Source organism: Stenotrophomonas sp. FR010 (assembly GCF_047520755.2).
Taxonomy (GTDB): domain Bacteria; phylum Pseudomonadota; class Gammaproteobacteria; order Xanthomonadales; family Xanthomonadaceae; genus Stenotrophomonas; species Stenotrophomonas sepilia.
Genome location: NZ_JAXBQT020000009.1, coordinates 128,994 through 154,088, shown reverse-complemented (window position 1 = coordinate 154,088; position 25,095 = coordinate 128,994). Strand labels below are relative to the sequence as shown.

The following is a 25,095-nucleotide window of genomic DNA, read 5'->3' as shown; positions in this document are numbered from 1 at the left end:
CACTGCCGCGTCACAACGTCGAGCCTGCTCGACCGACTTGAACTCCCAGAGCCCGCCTCCATGACCCCGCCGATCTCCTCTCCGACCTACCTGCACGGGTTTTCCGGCACCGAACAGCAGCGCCTGATGACCCAGGCGCGCCTGCTGGAATCGAGCATCTTCGGCCAGATCGACTACAGCGGTGCACGGCGCCTGCTGGAAGTCGGCAGCGGCGTCGGTGCGCAGACCGAGATCCTGCTGCGCCGCTTCCCCGAGCTGCACGTGACCGGCGTGGACCTGAGCGAGACCCAGCTGGCCACCGCGCGCGAGAACCTGGCGCGCACGCCGTGGTGCAGCGACCGCTACACCCTGCAGCAGGCCGATGCCGGCGAACTGCCGTTCGAGGCCCGCAGCTTCGATGCGGCCTTCCTGTGCTGGGTGCTGGAACACGTCCCCTCCCCTGCCCGCGTGCTGAGCGAAGTGCGCCGCGTGCTGGCACCGGGTTCGCCGGTCTACATCACCGAAGTGATGAATGCCTCGTTCCTGCTCGACCCGTACTCGCCGCACATCTGGCGCTACTGGATGGCCTTCAACGACTTCCAGTACGACCACGGCGGCGATCCGTTCGTCGGCGCCAAGCTGGGCAACCTGTTGCTGGCCGGCGGCTTCCGCGATGTGCATACCGAGATCAAGACCATCCACCTGGACAACCGCGAACCAGCGCGTCGCAAGACCATGATCGCGTTCTGGGAGCAGCTGCTGCTGTCGGCGGCCGACCAGCTGCTGCAGGCCGGCTCGGTGGACGAGGAAACCGTGGAAGGCATGCGCCGTGAGTTCCGCCTGGTGCAGAACGACCCGAATGCGGTGTTCTTCTACTCGTTCGTGCAGGGCCGCGCCACGGTGTATTGAGCCGACGCGGCACTAATGCTCCCGCATCCACGCATGGCGTGGATCTACTCAACGGCGCCGGCTGCGGGTGCTGATCGACGCAGTAGAGCCACGCCATGCGTGGCTGCCAACGCCGATGTCCCTTCATCCACGCATGGCGTGGATCTACTCAACGGCACCGGCTGCGGGCGCTGATCGACGTAGTAGAGCCACGCCATGCGTGGCTGCCACCGCCGATGTCCCTTCATCCACGCATAGCGTGGATCTACTCAACGGCACCGGCTGCGGGCGCTGATCGACGCAGTAGAGCTACGCCATGCGTGGCTGCCACCGCCGATGTCCCTTCATCCACGCATGGCGTGGATCTACTCAACGGCACCGGCTGCGGGCGCTGATCGACGCAGTAGAGCCACGCCATGCGTGGCTGCCACCGCCGATGTCCCTTCATCCACGCATGGCGTGGATCTACTCGGCGGCACCGGCTACGGGCGCATGCCAGATCCGCTGCCACATCGCGGCCAGCCGGCGACCTGCGTCGGCGCGCGCGGCCGGGCTGCGGTAATCCACTCGCACCTGCTCGGGTGTTATCGGCCGCCACTGCCCGTCGGCCTGCTCAGCCACCACGAAGTTGAAGGTGTAGTCCGGCTCCAGCCCCATGCGCAGGTCACTCAGCACCAGCCGGCCGTCCACCACCTGCGCACGCATGAAACCTCGGTTGAACCACTGCAGCCGCTGCACGGCGGGAATTGCAGACGCTTCGCGCAGTGCCTGCACGTTGGACGGACGGCCCTCGAACTGCATCGGCCCATGGTCGGCCAGCAGCGAGCGGTCAGCCACCACGTAGCCGCTGGGTGTCATCGCCACCACCCGCCACAGCAGGGTGTTGAACGGCATCGGCACCGAGAAGCGCGGCGCATCGCCCAGGCCCATCGCGGCCAGGCTCTGCTGCGCGGCCCGATCGACCTGCGCCTTGGCGATCAGCCCCCAGCCCAGGTAGCCACTGCTGAGCAGCAACGCCGCGCCCAGCACCTTGCCCGCCCAGGGCCGCGCACGACCGAACCAGGCCAGCACGCAGCCCAGCAGCAGCCACACCGTGTAGCCGGGGTCAATGATGAAGACGCTCGAGCCCATGGTTGGGTGTGGCCGCAGCGGCCACCACAACTGGGTACCGTAGACGGTGAACGCATCCAGCACGGGATGGGTAACCAGCGCCAGCTGGATCGCCCAGAACCAGCGCAGCGGTGACTGCGCGACGCGGCCGTTGCCGAAGCGCTTGAACAACCACCAGATCAGTGCGGCCACCCAGGGCAGCACCAGCAGCGAATGGCTGAAGCTGCGGTGTTCAGTCATGTTCGCCACCGGGTCGGCCGCAGTGAAGCCAAGCCACAGGGCGTCGAGGTCCGGCAAGGTGCCGAGCGCGGCACCGGCCAGCAGGGCCGCGCGGCGATGGCCGGGCGGAGCGATGGCAGCAGCGACGGCGCCACCGAGCACGATCTGGGTCAATGAATCCATGGGCCGATGCTAGCGGCTTGCGCGCGGTGTATGTAGAGCCGAGCCCATGCTCGGCTGCTCTTCGTTCGGCGCCACGTCAGCCGAGCATGGGCTCGGCTCTACAGTAGGACAGACGCGCGTTATGCCGCTTGCGACAACCGCGCGCCGGGTAGTTCCAGCAGGGTCTGGCCGCTGTGGTCGAGCAGGCGCAGCGCGCCGTCGTGGTCTTCGACCAGCGCGGTCAGGCTTTCCACCCAGTCACCATCGTTGGCATAGACCAGGCCATCGCGTTCGACCAGCGCGGCGCGGTGGATATGCCCGCAGACGATGCCGTCCAGGCCGCGTCGGCGCACGTCGTCCAGCCCGGCCTGCACGAAACGCTCGATGTAGCGTTCAGCGGCGCCGCTGCGCTTCTTCAGGAACTCCGACAGCGACCAGTAGCGCATGCCCAGCCGCCGCCGCACTGCATTCAAGGCCTGGTTGCCGGTGAGGATGCGGTAATACAGCCAGTCACCGAATTTTTCCTGCAGGCCGCCGAAGTGGGTCACGCCGTCATACTCGTCGCCGTGCGCGACCAGCAGCCGGCGGCCATCGGCGGTCACGTGGATGGCGCGGCGGCGCACCTGCATCGCCGGCAGCATCAGACCGCAGACCTGGCGCAGCGAAGCATCGTGGTTGCCCGGAATGTAGATGATCTCGGTGCCGGCACGGCGCAGCGCGTGCAGCGCCTGGATGACCTCGCTGTGCGACTGCCGCCAGGTGGCACGGCGGTGCGCCATCCACCACAGGTCGATGATGTCGCCGACCAGGTACAGCCGTTCACAGCGCAGCTGCGAGAGGAATCGCGCCAGCTCGGTGGCATGGCAATGGCGCGAGCCCAGGTGCACGTCGGAGACGAACACTGCGCGCCGATGCGGCGACAGGTTCGCCAGCGTGCTCATGCCGGCGTCCCCGTGTCGCGCAGGTAGCGTTTGCGCTTGTTTGGCCGGATCGCGCACAGGTCCACTTCGATCAGGCCGTCGATCGAATCGCTGAAGTCCGGGTCGACGCCGAACGCAAGGAAACGTGCGCCGCCGGGTTCGCACAGATCGGTGTACTGGCGGTACAGCGTCGGCACGCCGGTGCCGAGCGCGGCCAGGTTGGCCTTCAGCACGTCGAACGCAGCGCCTGCATCCAGCTCGCCGAAACTCGGCGGCGCAGCGAAGTACTGGAAGGGGCGGTTCGATTCGACCAGGCCCGCGCTACCGCTGTAATAGCGCTGGTAGTACGCCACCAGCTGCTCGCGCGCATCACGCGGCAGCGCCGCACTGATCGATACCGCGCCGAACAGGTAGCGGATCCCCGGCCGGCACTGCAGATAGGCACCAATGCCCTGCCACAGGTAGTCCAGGCTGCGGCTGCCCCAGTAATCGGGCACCACGAAGCTGCGGCCCAGTTCCAGGCCCTCGGCGATGTGGGTGATGGCATCGTCGGAATAGCGGAACAGCGACGCGCTGTAGAGCCCGGACAGGCCGTGCCGGGCCAACGCGTGGGCACCACGCATGATCCGGTACGCGCCAGCGATGCGCTGCGCGGCGGCGTCCCAGATCACGATGTGCTCGTACTGCGGGTCGTAGTTGTCGACGTCACGGCTGCGGCCGGTGCCCTCACCCACCTGGCGGAAGGTCAGTTCGCGCAGGCGGCCCAGTTCCAGCAGCAGTGGCGAATCGGCAGTGCAGGTGGCCAGCAGGATCTGCTTGCCGTCGGCGGTCTGGCCCAGCCGGGTGGCGGCAGCGATGCCAGCGGCGACCTGCGAAGGTGGCACCGGGGCGGCCAGCGGCTCAGGGCCCGCGCAGGCAGCGGCATTGCCGGCCGCGCCATTGCGGCCCAGCGCATAGAGTGCGCGGCGTACCGCCAGCAGTTGGGCACCCGGGTCACCGCCATCGCCCAGCCGCATCGGCTCGCCGATGCTCAGCCGCAGCGGGCGGCCACGACGGGTGAACATCTCGCGCGCCAGCAGCGCGGTACCGGCCGGCTTGAACAGCGTCGAGGCGCCATAGAACAGTGCCGAGTTGCGCGCTTCCACCCGCACCGGCAGCACCGGTGCACCGGCGGCGCGGGCAAAACGGACAAATCCCCGCTGCCAGCGGCCATCGCGGATGCCGCGCAGCGAGAGGCGCGATACCTCGCCAGCCGGGAACACGATCACGCACTGCTCGGCGGCCAACGCCTGCTCCACCGCATGCAGACTGCCGCGCTGCGCCTTGCCGCCCAGGATGCGCACCGGCAACAGCAGATCCTGCAGCGGAGCGATCGCCCCCAGCAGGTCGTTGGCCACGATCCGCACATCGCGGCGGATACGGCCGACTGCGTCCAGCAAGGCCAATGCGTCCAGCGCCCCGGAAGGGTGGTTGGCGACAATCAGCAGGCGGCCGGTGGCCGGAATCTTCGCCAGCGCAGCCGGATCCACCTGGTACTGGCCGCCGATGAACTCCAGGCCGGCGGCGACGAAGCCGAATCCGCGCAACCCTGCACTGCGCTTCAGGAAGGCCTCGATCTGGTCCAACCGCGACCAGCGACCGACGCTGCGCAGCAGCGGCCGTGCCAGCTGGCCACGACGGCCATGGAACCAATCGGGGAAGCGTTGCTGGAGACTCTGTTCGAGTTCCTGCATGGCGGATCCACTCATGCCCGGCGGCCGGATTGGCCGACAGCCTGCGCCCGGCAGGCGGCAGCCAGATGGCGGTTTCGGGGCAGAACGATGACGGCCGGCCCGCCTTGACGGCCGGTTCGCGGCCTGCGCGGTCGGGGGTTGGGCAGGCCCGTCTGTTGTCACGCTGGTGGAACACTGGGCCTCGAGGCCGGCCCCCAATCCCGTCATGACGGCCCCTGCCGGGCCTACGCGGGCTTAACCACCGGCAACCGGTACGGGTTCACAATGCACAGGCGGCGTACCCCGTGTATCATGCGCGCCCATCTTTCCATCCGAATCAAGGGATATTACGCCTGATGTCCAGCTATCTCTTCACCTCCGAGTCGGTCTCCGAAGGCCATCCGGACAAGGTTGCCGACCAGATCTCCGATGCGGTGCTGGACGCGATCCTGACCCAGGACCAGCGCGCCCGCGTGGCCTGCGAGACCATGGTCAAGACCGGCGTTGCCATCGTGGCCGGTGAAATCACCACCAGCGCCTGGATCGACCTGGAAGCGCTGACCCGCAAGGTCATCACGGACATCGGCTACGACAGCTCCGACGTCGGCTTCGACGGCGCCACCTGCGGCGTGCTGAACCTGATCGGCAAGCAGTCGCCGCACATCGCCCAGGGCGTGGACCGCAAGAAGCCGGAAGAAATGGGCGCTGGCGACCAGGGCCTGATGTTCGGCTATGCCACCAACGAGACCGACAGCTACATGCCGGCCGCGATCCACCTGTCGCACCGCCTGGTCGAGCAGCAGGCCAAGATCCGCAAGAAGAAGAACTCGCCGCTGTCGTGGCTGCGCCCGGACGCCAAGAGCCAGGTCACCCTGCGCTATGAAAACGGCGTGGTCTCGGCCATCGACGCCGTGGTCCTGTCGACCCAGCACGCCCCGGGCATCAAGCAGAAGGACCTCATCGAGGCCGTCCGCGAAGAGATCATCAAGCCGGTGCTGCCGGCCAAGTGGCTGCACAAGGGCACCAAGTTCCACATCAACCCGACCGGCAAGTTCGAGATCGGCGGCCCGGTGGGCGACTGCGGCCTGACCGGCCGCAAGATCATCGTCGACACCTACGGCGGCTGGGCCCGTCACGGTGGTGGTGCTTTCTCCGGCAAGGACCCGTCCAAGGTCGACCGCTCGGCCGCCTACGCGGCCCGCTACGTCGCCAAGAACGTGGTTGCCGCCGGCCTGGCCGACCGTTGCGAAGTGCAGGTCTCCTACGCCATCGGCGTGGCTGAGCCGACCTCGATCTCGGTCACCACCTTCGGCACCGGCAAGATCAGCGACGACAAGATCGAGAAGCTGATCCGCAAGCACTTCGACCTGCGCCCGTACGGCATCATCAAGATGCTGGACCTGATCCACCCGATGTACCAGCAGACTGCGGCCTACGGCCACTTCGGCCGCAAGCCGAAGGAGTTCAGCTACCTCAACGGCGAAGGCGAGACCGTCAACGCCACGGCCTTCTCCTGGGAGAAGACCGACCGCGCCGCCGCCCTGCGCGCCGATGCGAAGCTGAAGTAAGCAACACGAAGGGCCGCTCACGCGGCCCTTCTGCTTCTGGTAGAGCCGGCCGCTGGCCGGCTTTTTCATGGCCTCCGGAAACAACCGCGTGGTTGCCGGCCAGCGGCCGGCTTTTTCATGGCCTCCGGAAACAACCGCGTGGTTGCCGGCCAGCGGCCGGCACGACCGGTTGCCGATACAATCGCCGCATGTCGACCGAACTGAAAACCCACCAGCTGTCCATGACCGTGCTGATGTCGCCGGAAATGGCCAATTTCTCCGGCAAGGTCCATGGTGGCGCCATCCTGCGCCTGCTTGACCAGGTGGCCTACGCCTGCGCCAGCCGCTATGCCGGCAGCTACGTGGTCACCCTGTCGGTGGACCAGGTGATGTTCCGCCAGCCCATCGCGGTGGGCGAGCTGGTCACCTTCCTGGCCTCGGTGAACTACACCGGCACCTCATCGATGGAGATCGGCATCAAGGTGGTGGCCGAGGACATCCTCAAGCGCAGCGTGCGCCACGCCAACAGCTGCTTCTTCACGATGGTCGCAGTGGATGAAGAAGGCCGGCCGACACCTGTCCCGCCCTTGCAGCCGGCAACGTCCGACGAAAAGCGCCGCCAGGCCGCAGCACAGATCCGCCGCCAGTTGCGCCAGGAAATGGAGCAGCGCCACCTGGAACTGCTGGCGTCGAACCCGCCGTCGCCGGAGGAATGAGGTAGTGCCGGCCGCTGGCCGGCAACCTCGCGCGTGCTGCCAAACATCATGAGGTTGCCAGCCAGCGGCTGGCACTACCCTTTCGAATTCGCCGGGCCACGCCGGGCGGATGCGGAAGGTCAGCCGGTGTTCTGCACACCCTGCGAAACGCCGTTCACGCACGCCACCAGCGCGCGCAGCAGATCGTCATCCTCGCGCCCGCTGGCCCGCCAGCGCTGCAGCAGATCCACCTGCAGCACGCTGATCGGATCGACGTAGGGATTGCGCAGGCGGATCGACAGCGCCAGCCGCGCGTCGTGGTCCAGCAGCGTCTTCTGGTCCATCAACGCCAGCAGCCAGCGCCGGGTGAGTTCCAGTTCGCGCTGCACCTGCGGGAAGAAGCGCCCATGCAGGTCGCCCGACAACAGCGAGAACTGCTCGGCGATGGTGATATCGCCCTTGGACAGCACCATCGCGATGTCGTCCAGGAAGGTACGGAAGAACGGCCAGTCCCGCGCCATATCGCGCAGGGTCTGTTCGTGGCCGGCATCGACCGCGGCCTGCAGGCCACTGCCCACGCCGTACCAGCCGGGAATCACCGCACGCGCCTGGCTCCAGGCGAACACCCAGGGAATCGCACGCAGGTTGCCCAGCGCTGCGTCCTGGCCGAGCCGGCGCGACGGCCGCGAGCCCAGCGTCATCCGCTCGATCACGTCGATCGGCGTGGCGGTACGGAAGTAATCCATGAAACCGGGCTGGCCAACGAACCCGCGATACACCTCGCTGCTGGCCGCAGCCACCGCATCCATCACCGGCCGCCAGTCATCCTCGCGCGGCTCGGCGGCGCGCGGGCGCAGGCTGGTGCGCAGCACTGCACCGGTGGCCTGCTCCAGCGAGCGCAGGGCCAGCGCACGGATGCCGTACTTGCGATGGATCACCTCGCCCTGCTCGGTCACCCGCAGGCGGCCATCGATGCTGCCACGCGGCGACGCATCCACCGCATGGGTGGTCTTGCCACCACCACGGCTGATCGAGCCGCCCCGGCCATGGAAGAAGGTCAGTCGGATGCCCGCCTCGGCCGCCACCTCCAGCAGTTCCACCTGCGCGCGCTGCAGGCCCCAGCGCGAAGCAGCAATGCCACCATCCTTGCTGCTGTCCGAATAGCCCAGCATCACCATCTGAACATCATCGCGTGCACGCAGGTGCGCGCGGTACACCGGATCCTCCAGCAGGTCGCGCAGCGTGGCGGTGCCGCGCTTGAGGTCGTCCACAGTTTCAAACAGCGGCGCGATATCGAGCGGCACGCCGCCATCGGCATCGACCAGGCCACCACGCCGCGCCAGCGCCAGCACCGCCAGCACGTCGCTGCGGTCGTGCGCCATCGAAATGATGTAACTGCCCAGTGCATCGCCGCCATGCCGCGCACGGGCATCGGCCAATGCAGCGAACACGGCGTCGAGCCGCCGGTTACCGTCGTCGTCGCCTTCCGGCAACGGCACCTCACCGCTGGCATGCGGTGCCAGCAGGCGCGCGCGGCCCAATGCATCCAGGCCGTCCCACGCTGCGTCGCCGCCCAGCACCGCCGCCAGCGCGCGCGCATGCACGCTCGATTCCTGACGCACGTCCAACCGCGCCAGATGGAAGCCGAACGTCTTCACCCGCCACAACAGCCGCTGCACGGCGAAGCCACCGGCATGCTCGCCGCGGTTCGCGCGCAGGCTGTCGAGGATCAGCTGCAGGTCGTCGATCAGTTCATCCGGGCCGGCGTAAGCGCCCTCGCCGTCTTCCAGCGTGGCCTGCAGGCGCGCGCGCATGCGATCGTTGAGCAGGCGGTAGGGCATGTCGGCATGGCGCGGGCGCGACTGTACCTGCGGCAGCAGCTGCTGGTAGTGCGCCACGCGCGCCTGCAGCGCATCGCTCACGCCCACCCGCTCGGTGGACTGGCTGAGCAGGCTGGCCAGCTGCAGCAGTTCCTTCTGGTAGCGCGCCAGTACCGCCTGCCGCTGCGCATCCAGCGTACTGCGGATGGTGTGGGCATCCACGTTCGGGTTGCCGTCCATGTCCCCGCCCACCCACGTACCGAAGCGCAGCAGCCGCGGCAGTGGCAGCTCTTCACCATAGGTATCGCGCAGCGCCTGCTGCAGCGATTCGTACAGCACCGGAATCACGCGGTACAGCACCTGCACCAGATAGAAGCCGACGTGCTCGCGCTCGTCATCGACAGTGGGCCGCACCGGCGAGGAATCAGTGGTCTGCCACGACGCGGTCAGCGCCATGCGGAAGCGCGCAGCATCGGCGGCCGCTTCCCCCGGCGTGCGCTGACCGTCGAGGTTGTCGACCAGGCTGGCCACCATCAGCTGCTCTTTCTCCAGCAGCGCACGGCGCACCGCTTCGGTCGGGTGCGCGGTAAACACCGGTTCGATGTCGATGCGCGGCAGCCACTGCGCCAGCTCGTCCAGGCCCACGCCCTGCGCCTTCAGGTGCTGCAGCGCATCCTGCAGGCCGTCGGGCTGCGCCCCTGCGGTACCGGCACGCTGGTAGTCACGGCGGCGGCGGATGCGATGCACGCGCTCGGCAATGTTGACCACCTGGAAGTAGGTGCTGAACGCCCGCACCATGGTCTCGGCCTGCTGCGGCGTGCGCCCGGCCAGCCCTTCGGCCAGCTCCGACAGCGGTGCCTGGTTCTCGCGGCGGGCGATGGCGCGGGTGCGCACGTCCTCGACCTCGTCGAGGAAAGCCGCTGATACCTGCTCGACCAGCAGATCACCGACCAGTGCGCCGAGCCGGCGCACGTCATCGCGAAGCGGAAGATCGGGGGAAGCAAACTCGATGCTGCTGCGGTACTCGTTCATCGGCGACGCACAGGCCTCGGTCAACGGATCCAGACCCCAAGCCTAAACCAGAACGGGCAGCGTGCTGCGACGCAAAAATGGTTTCATCTGCACGCATCCCTGGCGGACGCAGCCGAGCATGGGCTCGGCTCTACAAGCGTCGTGGCGCGTGACACCGTGTAGCGCCCGAGCCCATGCTCGGGCGGCGGCGCAGCCGCACAGGCGGCCCCTGTTGCAGGGGCCGCCCTCATGCAGGTATCAGCGCTTCTTCTTCACCTTGCCCTGCTCGGCCGGGCCGATGGTCTGCTCCAGCCAGCGCTCGCTCTCGGCCAGCATGGTCATGATCGATTCGCGTGCGCGGTAGGCATGCGATTCGTTCGGCAGCATCACCAGCCGCGCGGTGCCACCCAGGCCCTTCACCGCGGCGAACATGCGCTCGCTCTGGATCGGGAACGTGCCGGAGTTGTTGTCGTCCACGCCGTGGATGAACAGGATCGGATCCTTGATCCTGTCGGCATAATTGAACGGCGCCATCTTCTGGTAGACGTCCTGCGCCTGCCAGTAGTTGCGTTCCTCGGCCTGGAAACCGAACGGGGTGAGCGTGCGGTTGTAGGCACCGCTGCGCGCGATGCCGGCCTTGAACAGGCGGGTGTGCGCCAGCAGGTTGGCGGTCATGAACGCACCGTAGGAATGGCCGCCGATGGCGATGTGCTCGCGATCGGTCACACCACGCCGCACCACTTCATCCACCGCCGCCTGCGCATTGGCCACCAGCTGTTCGATGTAGGTGTCGTTGGGTTCCTTGTCGCCCTCGCCAATGATCGGCATCGACGGGCTGGCCAGCACCACATAGCCCTTGGCCAGGAACGCCTGCGGGCCCCAGTAGCTGACCGCATTGAAGCGATACGGCGAATCGGTCACCTGGCTGGCCGCGGCCGCGCTCTTGAACTCGCCCGGGTAGGCCCACATCAGCAGCGGGCGCGGGCCGTCGCGCTTGGGGTCGTAGCCCGGCGGCAGCAGCAGTGTCGCGGTCAGGTCGACCCCATCCTTGCGCTTGTAGCGGATCTGCTCCTTCTGCACGCCCTTCAGCTGCGGCAGCGGATGGGCGAAACGGGTCAGAGCGCGCGGTGCGGCACCGGCATCGGCCAGCGACTGCACGTAGAAGTTGGCCGGTTCGTCCGGGCTCTCGCGGCTCAGCAGCAGCGAACTGCCCTGGTTGTCCAGCAATGCCACCGGCAGCGAATAGCTCGGCGCCTGCGAATGGAACAGACGCGTCGCCTTGCCCGTGGCGATGTCGAAGCGGTCCACGAACGGGCGGTCGCCCTCCGGCGAAGCACCGGCGCCGGCCAGGTACAGGCTGCTGCCATCCGGGCTGGTCTGCAGCAGCGAGCGACCACGTTCATCGCTGGCCAGCAGCGGCCGCCCCGGATCGGCATAACGGTCCTGCGCGTCACGATCCCACAGCAGGCGCGGCTCGGCACCGGCGTTGTCCGGGGCGATCAGCCAAGTCTTGGTGCTGCGGGTCTTCCACCACGACTCGGTCAGCAGGGCCAGGTCGCCACGGCCCCAGTTGATGCCGCTCAGGCGGCTGCCAAGCTGGGCCAGGGTCACCGGCGGCTTGTCGAACGGCGCGGCCTGCATCAGCACCGCATCGCGCACCTTGGCTTCCCGGTTCGGATCACCACCGTCCTGCGCTTCGGCCCAGACCAGGGTGGCATCGGCATCACCGCGCCAGCTGATGTCGCGCACGCCGGTCACTTCGGCATCGTTGCCGGTCGGCAGGCCTTCCACCAGCGGGCGCACCGCCACGGTATGCACCAGCTTGCCGGTGGCACGGTCGATCACTTCAATGCGGCGCGGAAAACTGCTTACCGGCACCACGTAGGAGTACGGACGCTGCACCGGCTGGCGCAGCACGAAGCGGCCGTCAGGCGACACCGAGAAGCCCATGAAGATGCCGGCCGCACCGATCGCGCGGGTACTGCCATCCAGGCCGACTTCCATCGGCTGGGTGGTGGCGTAGTAATCGAACTGGCGAGCGTCGGCTTCGTTCTTCAGCAGGTCCTGGTAGGTGCGGATCGACACCACGCCGCCGCCCTGGCTGGTCTGCTGCACGGCAGGGCCGGTCGGGACGCCGTCGGCGGCCGGGGCTGGCCCCAGGTTGGCCGGGCGGGTGAACACCACCAGCCCGCGGCTGTCCGGCAGCCACTGGTAGCCGCTGCCGATCACCGTGTTCAGGCCTGCAACCAGGCGACGGGCACTGCCACCGGCCACATCCACCAGCCACAGTTCATTGGCGCCGCTGGCGGCGTCGACCTGGTTGAACGCCAGCCACTTCTGGTCCGGCGACCACATCACACTGGCGATCGACAGCGTGGCCGGCAGGCCACTGATCTGCCGGTCCTTGCCATCGGCCACGTTCATCAGCCACAGCTTCTCGCCGAAGCTGAAGCGGCTGTCGGAGAACGTGCGCGGGTTGATGCGCAGGCCGGCCAGCTTCAGTTCCGGCTGCGCCACCACCTGGATCGACGGCAGCGACGGCATCTGCATCATCGCAGCCACGTCGCGGCGCGGCGACAGGAACAGCGACGGCGCGCGCGGGGCATCGACCACTGCCTGCAGTGCGGCCGATGGCAGTTCGTAGCCGTTGACACCCTGCGCCTGCGCGGCAACGGGCTGCGAAGCTGCCGCCCAGGCCAGCGGGGCCACCGCCAGCAGCCCCATCGACAGGACCAGGCCGGTCCAGCGCCGTGTGCGGCGCGCGTGCATGCTCATCGTTCCACCTGTGTGATGCGTGAAAACACCGACCTTAACAGGCCGTGCACGTGGCCCCATCTGCCGATGGTTGGGTCATGCCGATGTCACGCTGGGGCCGCGATATAATGGGGGTCCTCCCCTGCCGAGGGGCGCTGCGACCGGATCCCACGAGGCCCGGCCAGGCTCGGTAAGGTGGCTTTGTAACAACGGCGCCCGGCTAGATGCGAGCATCCGCTCGCCCACAACCGGAGCACACGAATGAACGCTGTTGCCAAGACCTTCTCCACCGAAGGTGATTACAAGATCCGCGATATCACGCTGGCCGACTGGGGCCGCAAGGAACTGGACATCGCCGAGCACGAAATGCCGGGCCTGATGTCGATCCGCCGCAAGTACCAGGCCGAGCTGCCGCTGAAGGGCGTGCGCGTGACCGGCTCGCTGCACATGACCATCCAGACCGCGGTGCTGATCGAGACCCTGAAGGACATCGGCGCCGATGTGCGCTGGGCCTCGTGCAACATCTTCTCGACCCAGGACCACGCGGCTGCCGCCATCGCCGCCACCGGCACCCCGGTGTTCGCCTGGAAGGGCGAGACCCTGGAAGAGTACTGGGACTGCACCCTGGATGCGCTGACCTTCACCCTGGCCGACGGCACCCTGACCGGCCCGGAACTGGTGGTCGACGACGGCGGTGACGTGACCCTGCTGATCCACAAGGGCTACGAGCTGGAAAACGGCAGCGACTGGGTCAACACCCCCTCTGCCTCGCACGAAGAACAGGTCATCAAGAACCTGCTCAAGCGCGTGGCCAAGGAGCGCCCGGGTTACTGGGGCCGCGTGGTGAAGGACTGGAAGGGCGTCTCCGAAGAGACCACCACCGGTGTGCACCGCCTGTACCAGCTGGCCCAGGCTGGCACCCTGCTGATCCCGGCGATCAACGTCAACGACTCGGTCACCAAGAGCAAGTTCGACAACCTGTACGGCTGCCGCGAGTCGCTGGCCGACGGCCTGAAGCGCGCGATGGACGTGATGCTGGCCGGCAAGGTGGCCGTGGTCTGCGGCTACGGCGACGTCGGCAAGGGCTGCGCGGCCTCGCTGCGTGCCTACGGCGCGCGCGTGATCGTCACCGAGATCGACCCGATCTGCGCGCTGCAGGCGGCGATGGAAGGCTATGAAGTCAACACCATCGAGTCGACCCTGGGCCGTGCCGACCTGTATGTCACCACCACCGGCAACCGCGACATCATCCGCATCGAGCACCTGAGCGCGATGAAGGACCAGGCCATCGTCTGCAACATCGGCCACTTCGACAACGAGATCCAGGTCGACGCACTGGTGTCCTACCCGGGCATCAAGCATGTCAACATCAAGCCGCAGGTGGACAAGTACATCTTCCCGAACGGCAACGCGATCTTCCTGCTGGCCGAAGGCCGCCTGGTGAACCTGGGCTGCGCCACCGGCCACCCGAGCTTCGTGATGTCCAACAGCTTCGCCAACCAGACCCTGGCACAGATCGACCTGTGGGCGAACAAGGACAGCTACGAGAAGAAGGTCTACCTGCTGCCGAAGAAGCTGGACGAAGAAGTGGCCCGCCTGCACCTGGAAAAGATCGGCGTGAAGCTGACCACCCTGAGCCAGGAACAGGCCGACTACATCGGCGTGCCGGTGGAAGGCCCGTTCAAGCCGGACCACTACCGCTACTGATGCCTGCGGGGTACCGGCCAGCGGCCGGCACTACCGGCGTACGCGGGGTCGGATCCCTTTCCGCATGAAAGGGCTCTGACCCCGGCAACGGATGCAGACAGGACGGGCGCCTCCGGGCGCCCGTTCTGCGTTGCGGCACCCGGCAACCGATCCGCGCACCCTGTCACGGAGCACTAAGAAGCCGCTTGCTAGGCTTTACGCCCGCGTGGGCTGCCAACCGCAGGCCATGCGCCGGGACGCAGACACCAAAGGACAGGACATGCCGCGCAACCGTGAACGACTGAACCGGGCCATGAAGCCCCTGATGCCCCTGTGCTGGGTGGCCCTGCTGGCCGCCTGCACCCCACCTGCCGGCGAAGCCGGCGCTACGGCTCCGGCTGCGGCCAGCGGACAGGCCAGCCCCGCAGGCAACGCCGCCGACGCGCCCGCCACGGTCGCCGACACGAGCGCTGGCTGCGCCGATGCAGCGTCGCCGGCACAGACCCTGGTCTGCAAGGACCCGACCCTGACCGGCCTGGATGCGGACGTGGGCAAGGCGGTCACTGCCGCACAGGCCACGCTCGATGCAGCAGGGCAGAGCAAGCTGCACGCCGAACAGCAGCGCTGGCAGGAGCACACCCGCGACCTGTGCACTGATGCACAGTGCCTGCAGCAGGTGTACGCCGATCGCCTCAAGGTGCTGTCCGCCACGCGTGACGGCCTGGTCGACCAGGATGCATGCGAAGCCCCTGACGGCCAGCAGCAATGCGTGGACCTGCTGGTGCTGCGCGATCCCAACAGCCAGCTGGCGAACTTCAACACGCTGCTGGGTGAGAACGGCCAGGAAGGCCGCCTGCTGGGCTGCACGGCCGCCACGAACATGGGCGGCGGCCCCAACGCCCTGCTCGCAGCCAACTGCACCCAGGAAACCTCCGCTGGCAGGCGCAACGTGCAGCTGTGCAGCAACCAGATGGTCGGCCAGTTCGCCCTCGAACCGGCGCCGGCTGCTTACGGCACCCAGGCCATCCGCCAGCTGCTCGGCTTCACCCAGCAGCACTGCGCCGGCTGACAATCGCCGGGCACGCCCGGCGCTTTACCCTCATTGAAGGACGATGACCATGGCAACGGATTCCACCCTTACGCGCGAACAGCTGTCCACGCTGTTCCTCAACACCGAGCTGGGCGGCAACACCCGCCACCTGGACCACTTCTCATACGCACAGAAAGGCGCAAGCACCTATTCGTTCGGGCTGGTGCAGTTCGATGTCGGCGGCAATCCGCAGGCCAGGCGCTTCCTGCGCGACAACGGCTTCACCGATGGTGACATCGCACTGTTGTCCCAGCAGGGCGGATTGAGCACCCAGCAGCTGGCGGCGCTCGACGCCAAGTTGCAGGCCATTCCGCAGGCCAGGATGGACGAGCTCACCAACGCCAAGCTGGACAGCGCCATCGAGCGTGTCGATCAGGCCATCGCCAAGGTACGTGCAACCAATCCGGCCGCGGCCGATGCCATCGCCGCCAACCCGGAGTTGCAGCTGGCCATGGCGGACTATGACAACCAGTTCGGCAGCATGGGCCCGCAGTTCATCAGCTATCTGGCCGGCAATGCGGAAACGCTGCAGGGCGGCACCGTCCAGGCCGGCAATCCGCCGACGCGCGGCGACGTGCAGAACTTCGTCGATGCCACCAAGTACGGCATCCAGTCGCAGGCCGCCGTAGCCAGCCGCGATGAGCGCTTCGACCGGGCCATGGTCCAGATCGGCATTACCCCCACCCATGCTCCCCCGCACGGGTCACCGGGTACGCCTGCGGGCAACGGCGTGCTGGTCAGCGGCAGCAAGGGCGATGAGGTACAGGCCATGCAGCAGAAGCTGTCCGACCTGGGCTACCTGGGCAAGGACGGCAAGCCGCTGGTGGCCGATGGCGATTTCGGCCCCGGCACCGTGGAAGCGGTCAAGCAGTTCCAGCGTGACCACCAGCTCACCGTTGACGGCAAGGCCGGCGGCGCAACCCTGGGGGCGCTGGAGGCGGCCACCCAGCAGCATGCACAGGCGGCCGAGCAGGAGCGCACGGCGGCCGAGCCGACCATGGCCACCCCGGGCCACGCCGACCACCCCCGCTACCAGCAGGTCGTGGAAAAGCTGGAGGCACTGGAAGAACAGCGTCGCCAGGGCGGCCTGTCGCCGCTGTTCAATGACCGCAGCCAGCTCGAGAACGCCGCAGGCCAGGTGGCTTACGAGTCAAAGTTGGCCGGCATGAGCCAGGTCGATACCGTGCTGGCGCGGCCGGACAACCAGGGCGTGTTCGCGGTGCAGGGCCAGCTCGGCGATCCCGCCATGCACCGCACCTACGTCGATCTGTCGCAGGCGGTGAACCAGAACCTGCAGGACAGCACGCGGCAGAGCCAGGCGCTGGACAACGAGCTGTCACAGCGGCAGACCCAGGAACAGATACAGACGCAGCAATCGATGTCGCGCTGATCCCGCGTCGCGGGGCTGGATCCCTTTCCACGGGAAAGGGCTCCGGCCCCATGGCCTGGATCTACATGCGCTGCCGGTCGTCGTGCAGCGCACGCTGGCACCGTGCGGCGAAGTCGCGCCGCCAGGCCTCCAGATCGAAGCCTTCGCGCTGCTGGAAGGAAACCGTCTCGCTGCTCAACAGGTAGCAGTGGTTCTGGCTCACGCGCAGTGCCGCCAGCGTATCTCCCGCATCCCAGCACTGATCGATGCACGCCTGCATCAGCGCATAGTCCGGGTTGGTCTTGGCGCCGCCGAAGGCGAACCCCATCTGCTGCGCCATTGCCAGCACAGGATCGCCGGCGGCATCGGTGGCCCGCAGCATGCGCAGCACGCCGGGCTCGGGAATGCCGAAAGCCCAGTTGGCCAGGATCGCCGCACGTGCTGCCGCCACGGCCACCGCGTGCTGGTCCAGGCGCATCTGCTGCCCTGCCAGCATGGCCCACGCGCGCGGCAGTTCCGGAAAGCGCCTGCAGGCATCCTCCAGCAACGCGATTGCCTGGGCCGGTTCGGCGGCCTGTACATGCCGCTGCGCACACTCGATCAAGGGCAACGGCGATCCCGCATCCGGTACCGCGTGCTCACGCGGCTCGCAGCCGTCATCGTCGTCCTGTTCCGCGCCACCGGCATCCAGCCACTGCGCGAAGACATCCAACGAGGAATGGCGGAAGACCATCCGCCCCTCGTCATGGAACATTTCGCAGACCACGGGCGGCTCAGCTTCCCGACCCAGCGGCCAGTACAGACCGAACTGATCACCGTTGCCCAGTGCACCTTCGGCGATCGGCCAGAAGCCCTGCGGTGGGTACGGGCCCGCGCACGGTTCGCTATCCAGAGTCAGGCCATGAAGCAGGGCCGGTGCGCGCATGATGAGAGTCCAGACGGTGTACAGCGCCCATTATCGCAGGGGCCCACCAGTAGCCCCGGTCAAGGCAGGTTATTCCCTGCGCGCTACGATGCGCGCATGACCCCCGCCATCAATCTGCTCAAGCGCGAGAACATCGCCCACAGCGTGCGCAGCTACGTGCACGATGCCCATGCCGCCTCCTATGGTGACGAAGCCGTGGAAAAGCTCGGCCTAGACCCGGCACAGGTGTTCAAGACCCTGCTGGCCAGTACCGACACCCACGAACTGCTGGTGGCCATCGTGCCGGTCGCCGGCCAGCTGGACCTGAAGGCGCTGGCCGAAGCTGCCCGCTGCAGGAAATGCGAGATGGCCGCCGCTGACGCCGCACAGCGTGCGACCGGCTATCTGGTCGGTGGCATCAGCCCGCTGGGCCAGAAAAAGCGCCTTCGCACCTTTCTTGATTCCAGTGCGGAATCCCTGCACACGCTGCATGTCAGCGCCGGCCGTCGTGGCCTGGAAGTGGAACTGGCACCGGGCGATCTGCTGCAGCTCACCGGCGGACACTTCGCCGCCATCGGCAAGGCGCGCTGATGCGCTGGCCCTGGTCTGCGGCGCCAGCCCCCATGCTCAACAATGCCCACGCCCAGGCGCTGCTGCAGGACCTGCTGTCAGGCGACGGCGGGCGCATCACCGACGCCGCGCGTACGCTCGCCCGGCTGTTCGATGCGGCGCCGCTGGACGCGCTGGCACCGCACGTGACGTTGATCGAGCAGCGCAGCGCAGGCATAGCGCTGGGCGGCATGCTGGTCAGCAACCAGGCGCACCTGAAGGCGGCGCTGCAGCGGCTGCGTTTCTGGCGCGCGGGCACCGGCTGCCTGTGTGCGCTCAACCCCGGCTACCCGTTCTTCGACCCCCGTCGGCTGATCGAACACGGGCAGATGCAGCTGCTGTCGCTCGACGCAGCGGAGGATGGCTGGGGCAACTGCCATAGCGTCGCCTGCACCCGCTGCGGCCAACACTGGCAGGCGATCGACCGCGAGTATCACTACCCCTGGTGGGAGTGGAAAACCGTCGAACGATGAAGCAGCCACGCATGGCGTGGCTCTACTGGCCTGTCCTTCCCCTACGGCCGCCAATTGGCGTTGTTCTCCCAGAATTCCACCGCACGCCGGTACGCCTCGCGGTCCAGCGGCACGCCGGAGCCGCCCTCTTCCACGCCCAGCGCATTGCGCATCATCGTGATCGGGGCCATCGGCACCTCGTCCGGCTCAGCGGTGTAGATGCAGCCGACGATGCCCCAATCAGCCTCGATCGGCGAGCCTTCCTTCGCAAGCTGCTCCGCGCTGTACAGGATGACGACCAGATAGTTGGCGCGCGGCGATTCCACGCCTTCGAACCAGCGCACCAGTACCGGCAGTTCCTCCCGGTTGCGCGCCTCGTAACCACTGCGCAGCAGATGGCGGTTGGCCTCGGTGATCGGCACCGTCAGGCACCGGGTGCTGGTCCAGTTCTCATAGACGAACAGTTTGCAGAAGGGGGCATAACCTTGCAGGACCTTCATCGGTTCATGGGCATTGAGGTACCCCTCGAACTGTTCGGCAGTGCAGTCCTGGATGGTGTTGCCGCGCGGCATGCGCGGGAACAGGCGGGGACGGGCGAAATCGGTAAGAACGATGGACATGGTGCGGCGCGATCTAGGAATCCGCCGCACAGGGTAACCGCTGGCAGCACCTGCACGGCCTTACGCTCGCGGCGCCTGCACACAGAATCACTGAACATCCATCTTGATGAAGCGATATACTGACCCGCACCTGCCGCCGCCGACCACGCCATGACTGCCATCAGCTTCGAGTTCTATCCGCCCAAGACCGACGAACAGCGCAGCCAGCTGGATCGTGCCGCGGCCAGGCTGAAGGACTACAGCCCCGAGTACGTGTCCTGTACCTTCGGCGCTGGTGGCTCGACCCTGAGCTATACCTCCGAGACCGTGCGCCATCTCAACCAGCACCATGGCTTCGAGGCGGCGCCGCATCTGTCCTGCGTCGGCGGCACCCGCCAGGAGATCCGCGAACTGCTCAAGCTGTACCGCGCCATCGGTTGCCGTCGCCTGGTCGCGCTGCGCGGCGACCTGCCCTCCGGCATGGGGTTTCCCGGCGACATGCGCTACGCCGCCGAGCTGATCGAGTTCATCCGCGCCGAACATGGCGATGCGTTCCGCATCGAAGTGGGCGCCTACCCTGAGACCCATCCGCAGGCCTCCGATGCACTGGCCGACCTCAAGCACTTCAAGGCCAAGATCGATGCCGGCGCCGACGCGGCGATCACCCAGTATTTCTACAACCCGGATGCGTACTTCCACTTCGTCGATGCCGTGCGCCGGCTCGGCGTGCAGGTACCCATCACGCCAGGCATCATGCCGATCGCCAACTTCAGCCAGCTGCGCCGTTTCTCCGAGCAGTGCGGTGCGGAAATCCCGCGCTGGATCAGCCGCAAGATGCAGGCCTATGGCGATGACGCCGAATCGGTGCGGGCGTTCGGTACCGAAGTGGTGGCCAGGCTGTGCCAGCGCCTGCTCGAGGGCGGCGCGCCGGGCCTGCACTTCTACACCCTGAACCTGGCCAGGCCGACCACGTCGGTGCTGAAGCTGCTGCACGGCTGAAAGCACGCCATGCCACCACGATCGGCGCTACCCTGCGTCGATGAACCGGCTTTCCTTCCTGCTGTTGCTGCTGTCATTGTGCTCGGCGTCGAGCGTGGTCCATGCGCAGTCCCCACGCTTGAACCGCTGCACTGATGCGCGGGGGCAGAGCGTGTACACCGACCGCCCCTGCGACAGTGTCGGCGCCCGATCGCGATTGCCACCGCCCGCGCCCATCGGCAGCACCCTTTCGCGCGACACCCTGGGGGCGCGCTGCCCACGTCGCCTGAGCGAGCTGGTGGACGCACTGCGCGTCGGCATCCTCAGCAACGATGTGAACCGGTTGTCGTCGCTGTACCTGTGGGGCGCAGTCTCCGATGCCGGTGCGCAGCGCATCCTCGGTCAACTGGAATCGCTGGCGCGGCGGCCGCTGGTAGACGTGGTACCGGTGTATCCCTCGCAGGCGCTGCCGCAATCGCAGGATGAGGATCAGGGCCCTGCGGCGCAGGGATCCGACCCGGAGCCGCCGGCCGTGCGGCATCCGGTCGGCCTGCGCCTGGAGCAGACGCTGCCCGGCAGCGTGTCGCGCGCTTCGACGGTGCTGGGGTTGCGGCGGCAATACGGGTGTTTCTGGATCACGTTGTGACCGGACGGGTCGGATCCCTTTCCAGCGGAAAGGGCTCCGACCCCGGATTGCCGCGATGGGGTCAGAGGCCTGCTGTGCAGGGATCGGACCCCGCATGCCGGCTCACGCCGGCCACAGCCCACCAATCGCAGCGATACCCTGCCCACCATGGCGACGGGCTTCGGCGATATGGCCGGCGGCCATCCCACCCAACGCGTAGATCGGCAGCGACACCTGCGCGCGCAGCGCGGCGAAGGCTTCCCAGCCCAGCGGCACCGCATCGGGATGGCTGGCCGTGGCCTGCACCGGGCCGAGCACCGCGAAGTCGCAGCCCAGCCGCTGCGCCGCCTGCAGCTGCTCCAGGTCGTGGCAGGACGCGGCGACAAGCTGCCCTTCCGGCAAGGGCCGTTCCTGCAGGTCCTGCAGCTGCTCGCTGCCCAGGTGCACCCCCACGCCCAGTGCACGTGCCAGCGCCACGTCGCGATTGAGCAGCCACTGCACGCCGCGACGATGCGCGCGCACGGCCTGTTCGATCATCGCTTGCCGTTGCGGGTGTTCCGGTGGCAGGCGCAGCTGGATGCGCTGCTGGCCCGCCGCGACCGCGCGCTGCAGGCAGTCATGCCAGTGCTGCACGCCGCTGGCATCGTCAGCCGGCGCCGGCGTGATCAGGTAGCGGTCCGGTTGGCGCAGTGCGGCCACCACCGGCAGGTCGGCCGGCGGCATCGAATAGCGGCCCAGCTTGTCCTGCGCCACCCAGGTGATCGCCTGGCCTTCGCGGCCACGCGGGGTGCCTTTCCAGCTGCGCACATGGCGCACCTCCAGGGTCAGGTGCTTGTCCGGATAGCGCTGCGGCACATCCATCAGCCAGGGCCCGACATCGGCCTCGATGCCCAGCTCTTCGCGCAGTTCACGCGCCAGCGCCTGTTCGGAGGTCTCGCCGGATTCGCGCTTGCCGCCGGGGAACTCCCACAGGCCGGCCATGTCGCGGTTCTCGGTACGGCGGTTGAGCAGCACGCGGCCACGGGCGTCGGTGATGACGGCGGCCACGACGTGGATCGATCGGGTGGGGGAAGGCATGGAGGAAGCATGCCCAGAACAGGCCGGCCGGCGCAATCACGGATCCGGTGCAGCTCCCCCGCCACAAACGAAAAGCCCCGCTTTCGCGGGGCTCTTCTGGATCAGCTCAGCTGGCCGTGGCAGTGCTTGTACTTCTTGCCGCTGCCGCACGGGCACGGATCATTGCGGCCGATCTTCGGCTCGTCGCGCTGCATCTGCGCGACGCCCTGCTGCGCAGCCTGCACCTGCGCGGCTTCCTCGTCGGCACTGTAGCCGCCCGCATCCTGGTGCTGGAACTGCGACTGGCTCAGGCGAGCCTGCGCCTGCTGGCGCTCGGCGGCCTCCAGGGCCTGCACTTCCTCGTCGCTGCGGATACGCACGCGGGCCAGCAGGGTCACCACTTCGCGCTTGACGTTCTCCAGCATGTCCGAGAACAGCTCGAAGGCTTCCTTCTTGTATTCCTGCTTGGGCTGCTTCTGCGCGTAACCACGCAGGTAGATGCCCTGGCGCAGGTAATCCATGCGCGCCAGGTGCTCCTTCCAGCTTTGGTCCAGCACGGTCAGCATCACGTGCTTCTCCAGCGCGCGCATGGTCTCTTCGCCCAGGCTGGCTTCCTTCTCGGCGAAGTGCTGGCTGACGCGCTCCTGGACCTTGCTGGCGATGGCCTCAGCGTCCAGTTCCTCATGCTGCTTGACCAGATCGGTCAGCGACATCTGCAGGCCGAAGTCCGACTCCAGCGTCGCTTCCAGGCCACGCAGGTCCCACTGCTCGTCGATCGAGTTCGGCGGCACGAAGCGCGCAACGATGTCGAAGATCACGTCGTCACGGATGCCGTCGACGTTCGCCTTCACCGATTCGGCGTCCAGCAGCTCGTCGCGCTGGGCGTAGATCACCTTGCGCTGATCGTTGTTGACGTCGTCGAAGTCCAGCAGGTTCTTGCGGATGTCGAAGTTGTGGGCTTCGACCTTGCGCTGCGCCTTTTCGATCTGGCGGCTGACCAGGCGGTCCTCGATGACGTCGTCTTCCTTCATGCCCATCATGCGCATGGCCTTCTGCACCCAGTCGGAGGCGAAGATGCGCATCAGGTTGTCTTCCAGCGACAGGTAGAAGCGGGACGAACCCGGGTCACCCTGGCGGCCCGAACGGCCACGCAGCTGGTTGTCGATACGACGCGATTCGTGGCGCTCGGTGCCGACGATATGCAGGCCGCCGGCCGCCTTTACTGCCTCGTGGCGCTTCTGCCATTCGGCCTTGACCGCCGCCTTCTGCTCGTCGGTCGCGTCCTCGCCCAGAGCGTGGATCTCGGCTTCCAGCGAGCCGCCCAGCACGATGTCGGTACCACGGCCGGCCATGTTGGTGGCGATGGTCACCGCGCCCGGACGGCCGGCGTTGGCGACGATGGTGGCTTCGCGGTCATGCTGCTTGGCGTTGAGCACTTCGTGCTTCACGCCGGCCTTGCTCAGGTGCTCGGACAGCATTTCCGAGGTTTCGATCGAGGTGGTACCCACCAGCACCGGCTGGCCGCGCTTGGCGCACTCTTCGATGTCGGCCAGCACCGCATTGAACTTGCCCTTGCGGTTGAGGAACACCTGGTCCGGGCTGTCCTTGCGGATGGTCGGGCGGTTGGTCGGGATCACCACCACTTCCAGGCCATAGATGCTCTGGAACTCGAACGCTTCGGTATCGGCCGTACCGGTCATGCCGGACAGCTTCTTGTACATGCGGAACAGGTTCTGGAAGGTGATGCTCGCCAGCGTCTGGTTCTCGCGCTGCACCGGCACGCCTTCCTTCGCTTCCACCGCCTGGTGCAGGCCATCGGACCAGCGGCGGCCGGCCAGGGTACGGCCGGTGAACTCGTCGACGATGACCACTTCGCCATCGCGCACGATGTAGTCCACGTCGCGCTGGTAGATCGCGTGCGCGCGCAGGGCGGCGTTGAGGTGGTGCACCACGGTCAGGTTCTGCGCCGCGTACAGGCCTTCGGTTTCGCCATCGAGGATGCCGGCCTCGACCAGCAGCTGCTCGGCGTGCTCCATGCCCGCTTCGGACAGGTGCACCTGCTTGCCCTTCTCGTCGACCCAGAAATCGCCTTCGCCGTCTTCCGCCTCCTGCTTGACCAGGTGCGGCACGACACGGTTGACGCGGATGTACAGCTCCGGGGAATCATCGGCCGGACCGGAGATGATCAGCGGGGTGCGCGCTTCGTCGATCAGGATGGAGTCGACTTCGTCGACGATGGCGTAGTGCAGGCCGCGCTGGTAGCGGTCGGCCTTGGACAGCGCCATGTTGTCGCGCAGGTAGTCGAAGCCGAATTCGTTGTTGGTGCCGTAGGTGATGTCCGCAGCGTATGCTTCGCGCTTGTCGCTGTGCGGCATGCCCGGGTACACCACGCCCACGCTCAGGCCCAGCCAGTTGTACAGCTTGCCCATCTGCGCGGCGTCGCGGCGGGCCAGGTAGTCGTTCACGGTGACCACGTGAACGCCCTTGCCTTCCAGCGCGTTGAGGTACACCGGCAGGGTCGCCACCAGGGTCTTGCCTTCACCGGTGCGCATTTCTGCGATCTTGCCCAGGTGAAGCACCATGCCGCCGATCAACTGCACGTCGTAGTGGCGCATGCCCAGCACGCGGCGACCGGCTTCGCGGCAGACCGCGAACGCTTCCGGCAGCACCTTGTCCAGGGCTTCACCGCCAGCGATGCGCTGCTTGAACTCCGGCGTCTTGGCCTGAAGCTGCTCGTCGGACAGCTTCTCGATCTCCGGCTCCAGCGCATTGATCTTGGCGACGATGCGGTTGAGCTGGCGCAGCTGTCGTTCGTTACGACTGCCAAATACGCGGGTAAGCAGGCTGTTGATCATTGAAGGAACCGGGTTGGATGGACACGACGCCCGGCCTCCCCCTGGGGATCCGTCC

General features: G+C 67.3%; 19 protein-coding genes and 1 riboswitch. Of the genes, 10 read left to right on the top strand and 9 right to left on the bottom strand.

Going from position 1 to position 25,095, the window contains the following annotated elements:
- Positions 1 to 60: 60 nt before the first annotated feature.
- Positions 61 to 888 (top strand): class I SAM-dependent methyltransferase, encoded by an 828-nt coding sequence (locus ACM0PK_RS10615; RefSeq protein WP_005408109.1) that lies wholly within the window; start codon positions 61 to 63, stop codon positions 886 to 888.
- A 444-nt stretch (positions 889 to 1,332) separates the two neighbouring features.
- Here the strand turns inward: ACM0PK_RS10615 and ACM0PK_RS10610 are convergent, their stop codons facing one another.
- The 3 genes from ACM0PK_RS10610 to olsF form a co-directional block, all read right to left on the bottom strand.
- On the bottom strand, positions 1,333 to 2,379 hold the full coding sequence (locus ACM0PK_RS10610) for a metal-dependent hydrolase (RefSeq protein WP_111200849.1): 1,047 nt from the start codon (positions 2,377 to 2,379) through the stop codon (positions 1,333 to 1,335).
- Positions 2,380 to 2,498: 119 nt separating this feature from the next.
- On the bottom strand, positions 2,499 to 3,299 hold the full coding sequence (locus tag ACM0PK_RS10605; RefSeq protein WP_134972419.1) for a UDP-2,3-diacylglucosamine diphosphatase: 801 nt from the start codon (positions 3,297 to 3,299) through the stop codon (positions 2,499 to 2,501).
- The gene (gene olsF, locus ACM0PK_RS10600) at positions 3,296 to 5,011 is read right to left on the bottom strand and encodes a bifunctional ornithine lipid synthase OlsF (RefSeq protein WP_414607656.1); all 1,716 of its coding nucleotides are present in this window, start codon (positions 5,009 to 5,011) and stop codon (positions 3,296 to 3,298) included. Before olsF ends, ACM0PK_RS10605 begins: the two co-directional genes overlap by 4 nt.
- A 335-nt stretch (positions 5,012 to 5,346) precedes the next feature.
- Between olsF and metK the strand changes: the two genes are divergently transcribed.
- Positions 5,347 to 6,558, top strand: a complete 1,212-nt coding sequence (metK, locus tag ACM0PK_RS10595) for a methionine adenosyltransferase (protein WP_005408103.1) — start codon at positions 5,347 to 5,349, stop codon at positions 6,556 to 6,558.
- 188 nt (positions 6,559 to 6,746) lie between these two features.
- Positions 6,747 to 7,253, top strand: a complete 507-nt coding sequence (locus tag ACM0PK_RS10590; RefSeq protein WP_005415314.1) for an acyl-CoA thioesterase — start codon at positions 6,747 to 6,749, stop codon at positions 7,251 to 7,253.
- 119 nt (positions 7,254 to 7,372) lie between these two features.
- On the opposite strand, the gene ppc is transcribed toward ACM0PK_RS10590, so the two are convergent.
- Together ppc and ACM0PK_RS10580 are read right to left on the bottom strand one after the other, a co-directional pair.
- Positions 7,373 to 10,084 carry a phosphoenolpyruvate carboxylase gene (ppc, locus tag ACM0PK_RS10585; RefSeq protein ID WP_414607657.1) on the bottom strand — a complete coding sequence of 904 codons (2,712 nt, stop codon included), beginning with the start codon at positions 10,082 to 10,084 and terminating at the stop codon, positions 7,373 to 7,375.
- A gap of 237 nt (positions 10,085 to 10,321) precedes the next feature.
- Positions 10,322 to 12,838, bottom strand: coding sequence for a S9 family peptidase (locus ACM0PK_RS10580; RefSeq protein WP_414607658.1), 2,517 nt, complete (start codon positions 12,836 to 12,838; stop codon positions 10,322 to 10,324).
- Between the two features lie 120 nt (positions 12,839 to 12,958).
- Positions 12,959 to 13,042: riboswitch (S-adenosyl-L-homocysteine riboswitch) on the top strand.
- Between the two features lie 36 nt (positions 13,043 to 13,078).
- On the opposite strand from ACM0PK_RS10580, the gene ahcY reads away from it, so the two are divergent.
- The 3 genes from ahcY to ACM0PK_RS10565 all read left to right on the top strand — a co-directional run bounded on the left by ahcY (position 13,079) and on the right by ACM0PK_RS10565 (position 16,983).
- The gene (gene ahcY, locus ACM0PK_RS10575; RefSeq protein ID WP_072167863.1) at positions 13,079 to 14,524 is read left to right on the top strand and encodes an adenosylhomocysteinase; all 1,446 of its coding nucleotides are present in this window, start codon (positions 13,079 to 13,081) and stop codon (positions 14,522 to 14,524) included.
- A 292-nt stretch (positions 14,525 to 14,816) separates the two neighbouring features.
- Positions 14,817 to 15,572, top strand: coding sequence for a lysozyme inhibitor LprI family protein (locus ACM0PK_RS10570; protein WP_271162497.1), 756 nt, complete (start codon positions 14,817 to 14,819; stop codon positions 15,570 to 15,572).
- A gap of 49 nt (positions 15,573 to 15,621) precedes the next feature.
- Positions 15,622 to 16,983, top strand: coding sequence for a peptidoglycan-binding domain-containing protein (locus ACM0PK_RS10565; protein ID WP_271162496.1), 1,362 nt, complete (start codon positions 15,622 to 15,624; stop codon positions 16,981 to 16,983).
- A gap of 61 nt (positions 16,984 to 17,044) precedes the next feature.
- Here the strand turns inward: ACM0PK_RS10565 and ACM0PK_RS10560 are convergent, their stop codons facing one another.
- Complete coding sequence (locus tag ACM0PK_RS10560; protein WP_414607659.1) at positions 17,045 to 17,887, bottom strand: tetratricopeptide repeat protein; 843 nt, start codon at positions 17,885 to 17,887, stop codon at positions 17,045 to 17,047.
- A 96-nt stretch (positions 17,888 to 17,983) separates the two neighbouring features.
- On the opposite strand from ACM0PK_RS10560, the gene ybaK reads away from it, so the two are divergent.
- Positions 17,984 to 18,457: a Cys-tRNA(Pro) deacylase gene (ybaK, locus tag ACM0PK_RS10555; RefSeq protein WP_134971300.1), complete on the top strand. Its 474-nt coding sequence runs from the start codon at positions 17,984 to 17,986 to the stop codon at positions 18,455 to 18,457.
- A complete protein-coding gene (locus tag ACM0PK_RS10550) occupies positions 18,457 to 18,948 on the top strand; it encodes a hypothetical protein (protein ID WP_072167859.1) in 492 nt (163 codons plus the stop codon). Before ybaK ends, ACM0PK_RS10550 begins: the two co-directional genes overlap by 1 nt.
- Positions 18,949 to 18,989: 41 nt before the next feature.
- On the opposite strand, the gene ACM0PK_RS10545 is transcribed toward ACM0PK_RS10550, so the two are convergent.
- Positions 18,990 to 19,547 (bottom strand): DUF3228 family protein, encoded by a 558-nt coding sequence (locus tag ACM0PK_RS10545; RefSeq protein WP_414607660.1) that lies wholly within the window; start codon positions 19,545 to 19,547, stop codon positions 18,990 to 18,992.
- 150 nt (positions 19,548 to 19,697) lie between these two features.
- Here ACM0PK_RS10545 and metF point away from each other — a divergent pair, with 150 nt between their 5' ends.
- On the top strand, positions 19,698 to 20,525 hold the full coding sequence (gene metF / locus ACM0PK_RS10540) for a methylenetetrahydrofolate reductase [NAD(P)H] (protein ID WP_180885310.1): 828 nt from the start codon (positions 19,698 to 19,700) through the stop codon (positions 20,523 to 20,525).
- Positions 20,526 to 20,565: 40 nt separating this feature from the next.
- On the top strand, positions 20,566 to 21,150 hold the full coding sequence (locus ACM0PK_RS10535) for a DUF4124 domain-containing protein (RefSeq protein ID WP_134971296.1): 585 nt from the start codon (positions 20,566 to 20,568) through the stop codon (positions 21,148 to 21,150).
- Positions 21,151 to 21,252: 102 nt separating this feature from the next.
- On the opposite strand, the gene ACM0PK_RS10530 is transcribed toward ACM0PK_RS10535, so the two are convergent.
- Complete coding sequence (locus ACM0PK_RS10530) at positions 21,253 to 22,206, bottom strand: Nudix family hydrolase (protein WP_134971294.1); 954 nt, start codon at positions 22,204 to 22,206, stop codon at positions 21,253 to 21,255.
- 101 nt (positions 22,207 to 22,307) lie between these two features.
- Entirely contained in the window at positions 22,308 to 25,040 is a 2,733-nt protein-coding gene (gene secA, locus ACM0PK_RS10525; protein ID WP_414607661.1) for a preprotein translocase subunit SecA, read from the bottom strand.
- Positions 25,041 to 25,095: the final 55 nt, after the last annotated feature.

What these genes read in the sequence shown, in the direction of transcription:
- ACM0PK_RS10615 (WP_005408109.1), top strand. Translation starts at nt 61, where the DNA reads ATGACCCCGCCGATCTCCTCTCCGACCTACCTGCACGGGTTTTCCGGC.
- ACM0PK_RS10610 (WP_111200849.1), bottom strand. Translation starts at nt 2,379, where the DNA reads ATGGATTCATTGACCCAGATCGTGCTCGGTGGCGCCGTCGCTGCTGCC.
- ACM0PK_RS10605 (WP_134972419.1), bottom strand. Translation starts at nt 3,299, where the DNA reads ATGAGCACGCTGGCGAACCTGTCGCCGCATCGGCGCGCAGTGTTCGTC.
- olsF (WP_414607656.1), bottom strand. Translation starts at nt 5,011, where the DNA reads ATGCAGGAACTCGAACAGAGTCTCCAGCAACGCTTCCCCGATTGGTTC.
- metK (WP_005408103.1), top strand. Translation starts at nt 5,347, where the DNA reads ATGTCCAGCTATCTCTTCACCTCCGAGTCGGTCTCCGAAGGCCATCCG.
- ACM0PK_RS10590 (WP_005415314.1), top strand. Translation starts at nt 6,747, where the DNA reads ATGTCGACCGAACTGAAAACCCACCAGCTGTCCATGACCGTGCTGATG.
- ppc (WP_414607657.1), bottom strand. Translation starts at nt 10,084, where the DNA reads ATGAACGAGTACCGCAGCAGCATCGAGTTTGCTTCCCCCGATCTTCCG.
- ACM0PK_RS10580 (WP_414607658.1), bottom strand. Translation starts at nt 12,838, where the DNA reads ATGAGCATGCACGCGCGCCGCACACGGCGCTGGACCGGCCTGGTCCTG.
- ahcY (WP_072167863.1), top strand. Translation starts at nt 13,079, where the DNA reads ATGAACGCTGTTGCCAAGACCTTCTCCACCGAAGGTGATTACAAGATC.
- ACM0PK_RS10570 (WP_271162497.1), top strand. Translation starts at nt 14,817, where the DNA reads ATGAAGCCCCTGATGCCCCTGTGCTGGGTGGCCCTGCTGGCCGCCTGC.
- ACM0PK_RS10565 (WP_271162496.1), top strand. Translation starts at nt 15,622, where the DNA reads ATGGCAACGGATTCCACCCTTACGCGCGAACAGCTGTCCACGCTGTTC.
- ACM0PK_RS10560 (WP_414607659.1), bottom strand. Translation starts at nt 17,887, where the DNA reads ATGCGCGCACCGGCCCTGCTTCATGGCCTGACTCTGGATAGCGAACCG.
- ybaK (WP_134971300.1), top strand. Translation starts at nt 17,984, where the DNA reads ATGACCCCCGCCATCAATCTGCTCAAGCGCGAGAACATCGCCCACAGC.
- ACM0PK_RS10550 (WP_072167859.1), top strand. Translation starts at nt 18,457, where the DNA reads ATGCGCTGGCCCTGGTCTGCGGCGCCAGCCCCCATGCTCAACAATGCC.
- ACM0PK_RS10545 (WP_414607660.1), bottom strand. Translation starts at nt 19,547, where the DNA reads ATGTCCATCGTTCTTACCGATTTCGCCCGTCCCCGCCTGTTCCCGCGC.
- metF (WP_180885310.1), top strand. Translation starts at nt 19,698, where the DNA reads ATGACTGCCATCAGCTTCGAGTTCTATCCGCCCAAGACCGACGAACAG.
- ACM0PK_RS10535 (WP_134971296.1), top strand. Translation starts at nt 20,566, where the DNA reads ATGAACCGGCTTTCCTTCCTGCTGTTGCTGCTGTCATTGTGCTCGGCG.
- ACM0PK_RS10530 (WP_134971294.1), bottom strand. Translation starts at nt 22,206, where the DNA reads ATGCCTTCCCCCACCCGATCGATCCACGTCGTGGCCGCCGTCATCACC.
- secA (WP_414607661.1), bottom strand. Translation starts at nt 25,040, where the DNA reads ATGATCAACAGCCTGCTTACCCGCGTATTTGGCAGTCGTAACGAACGA.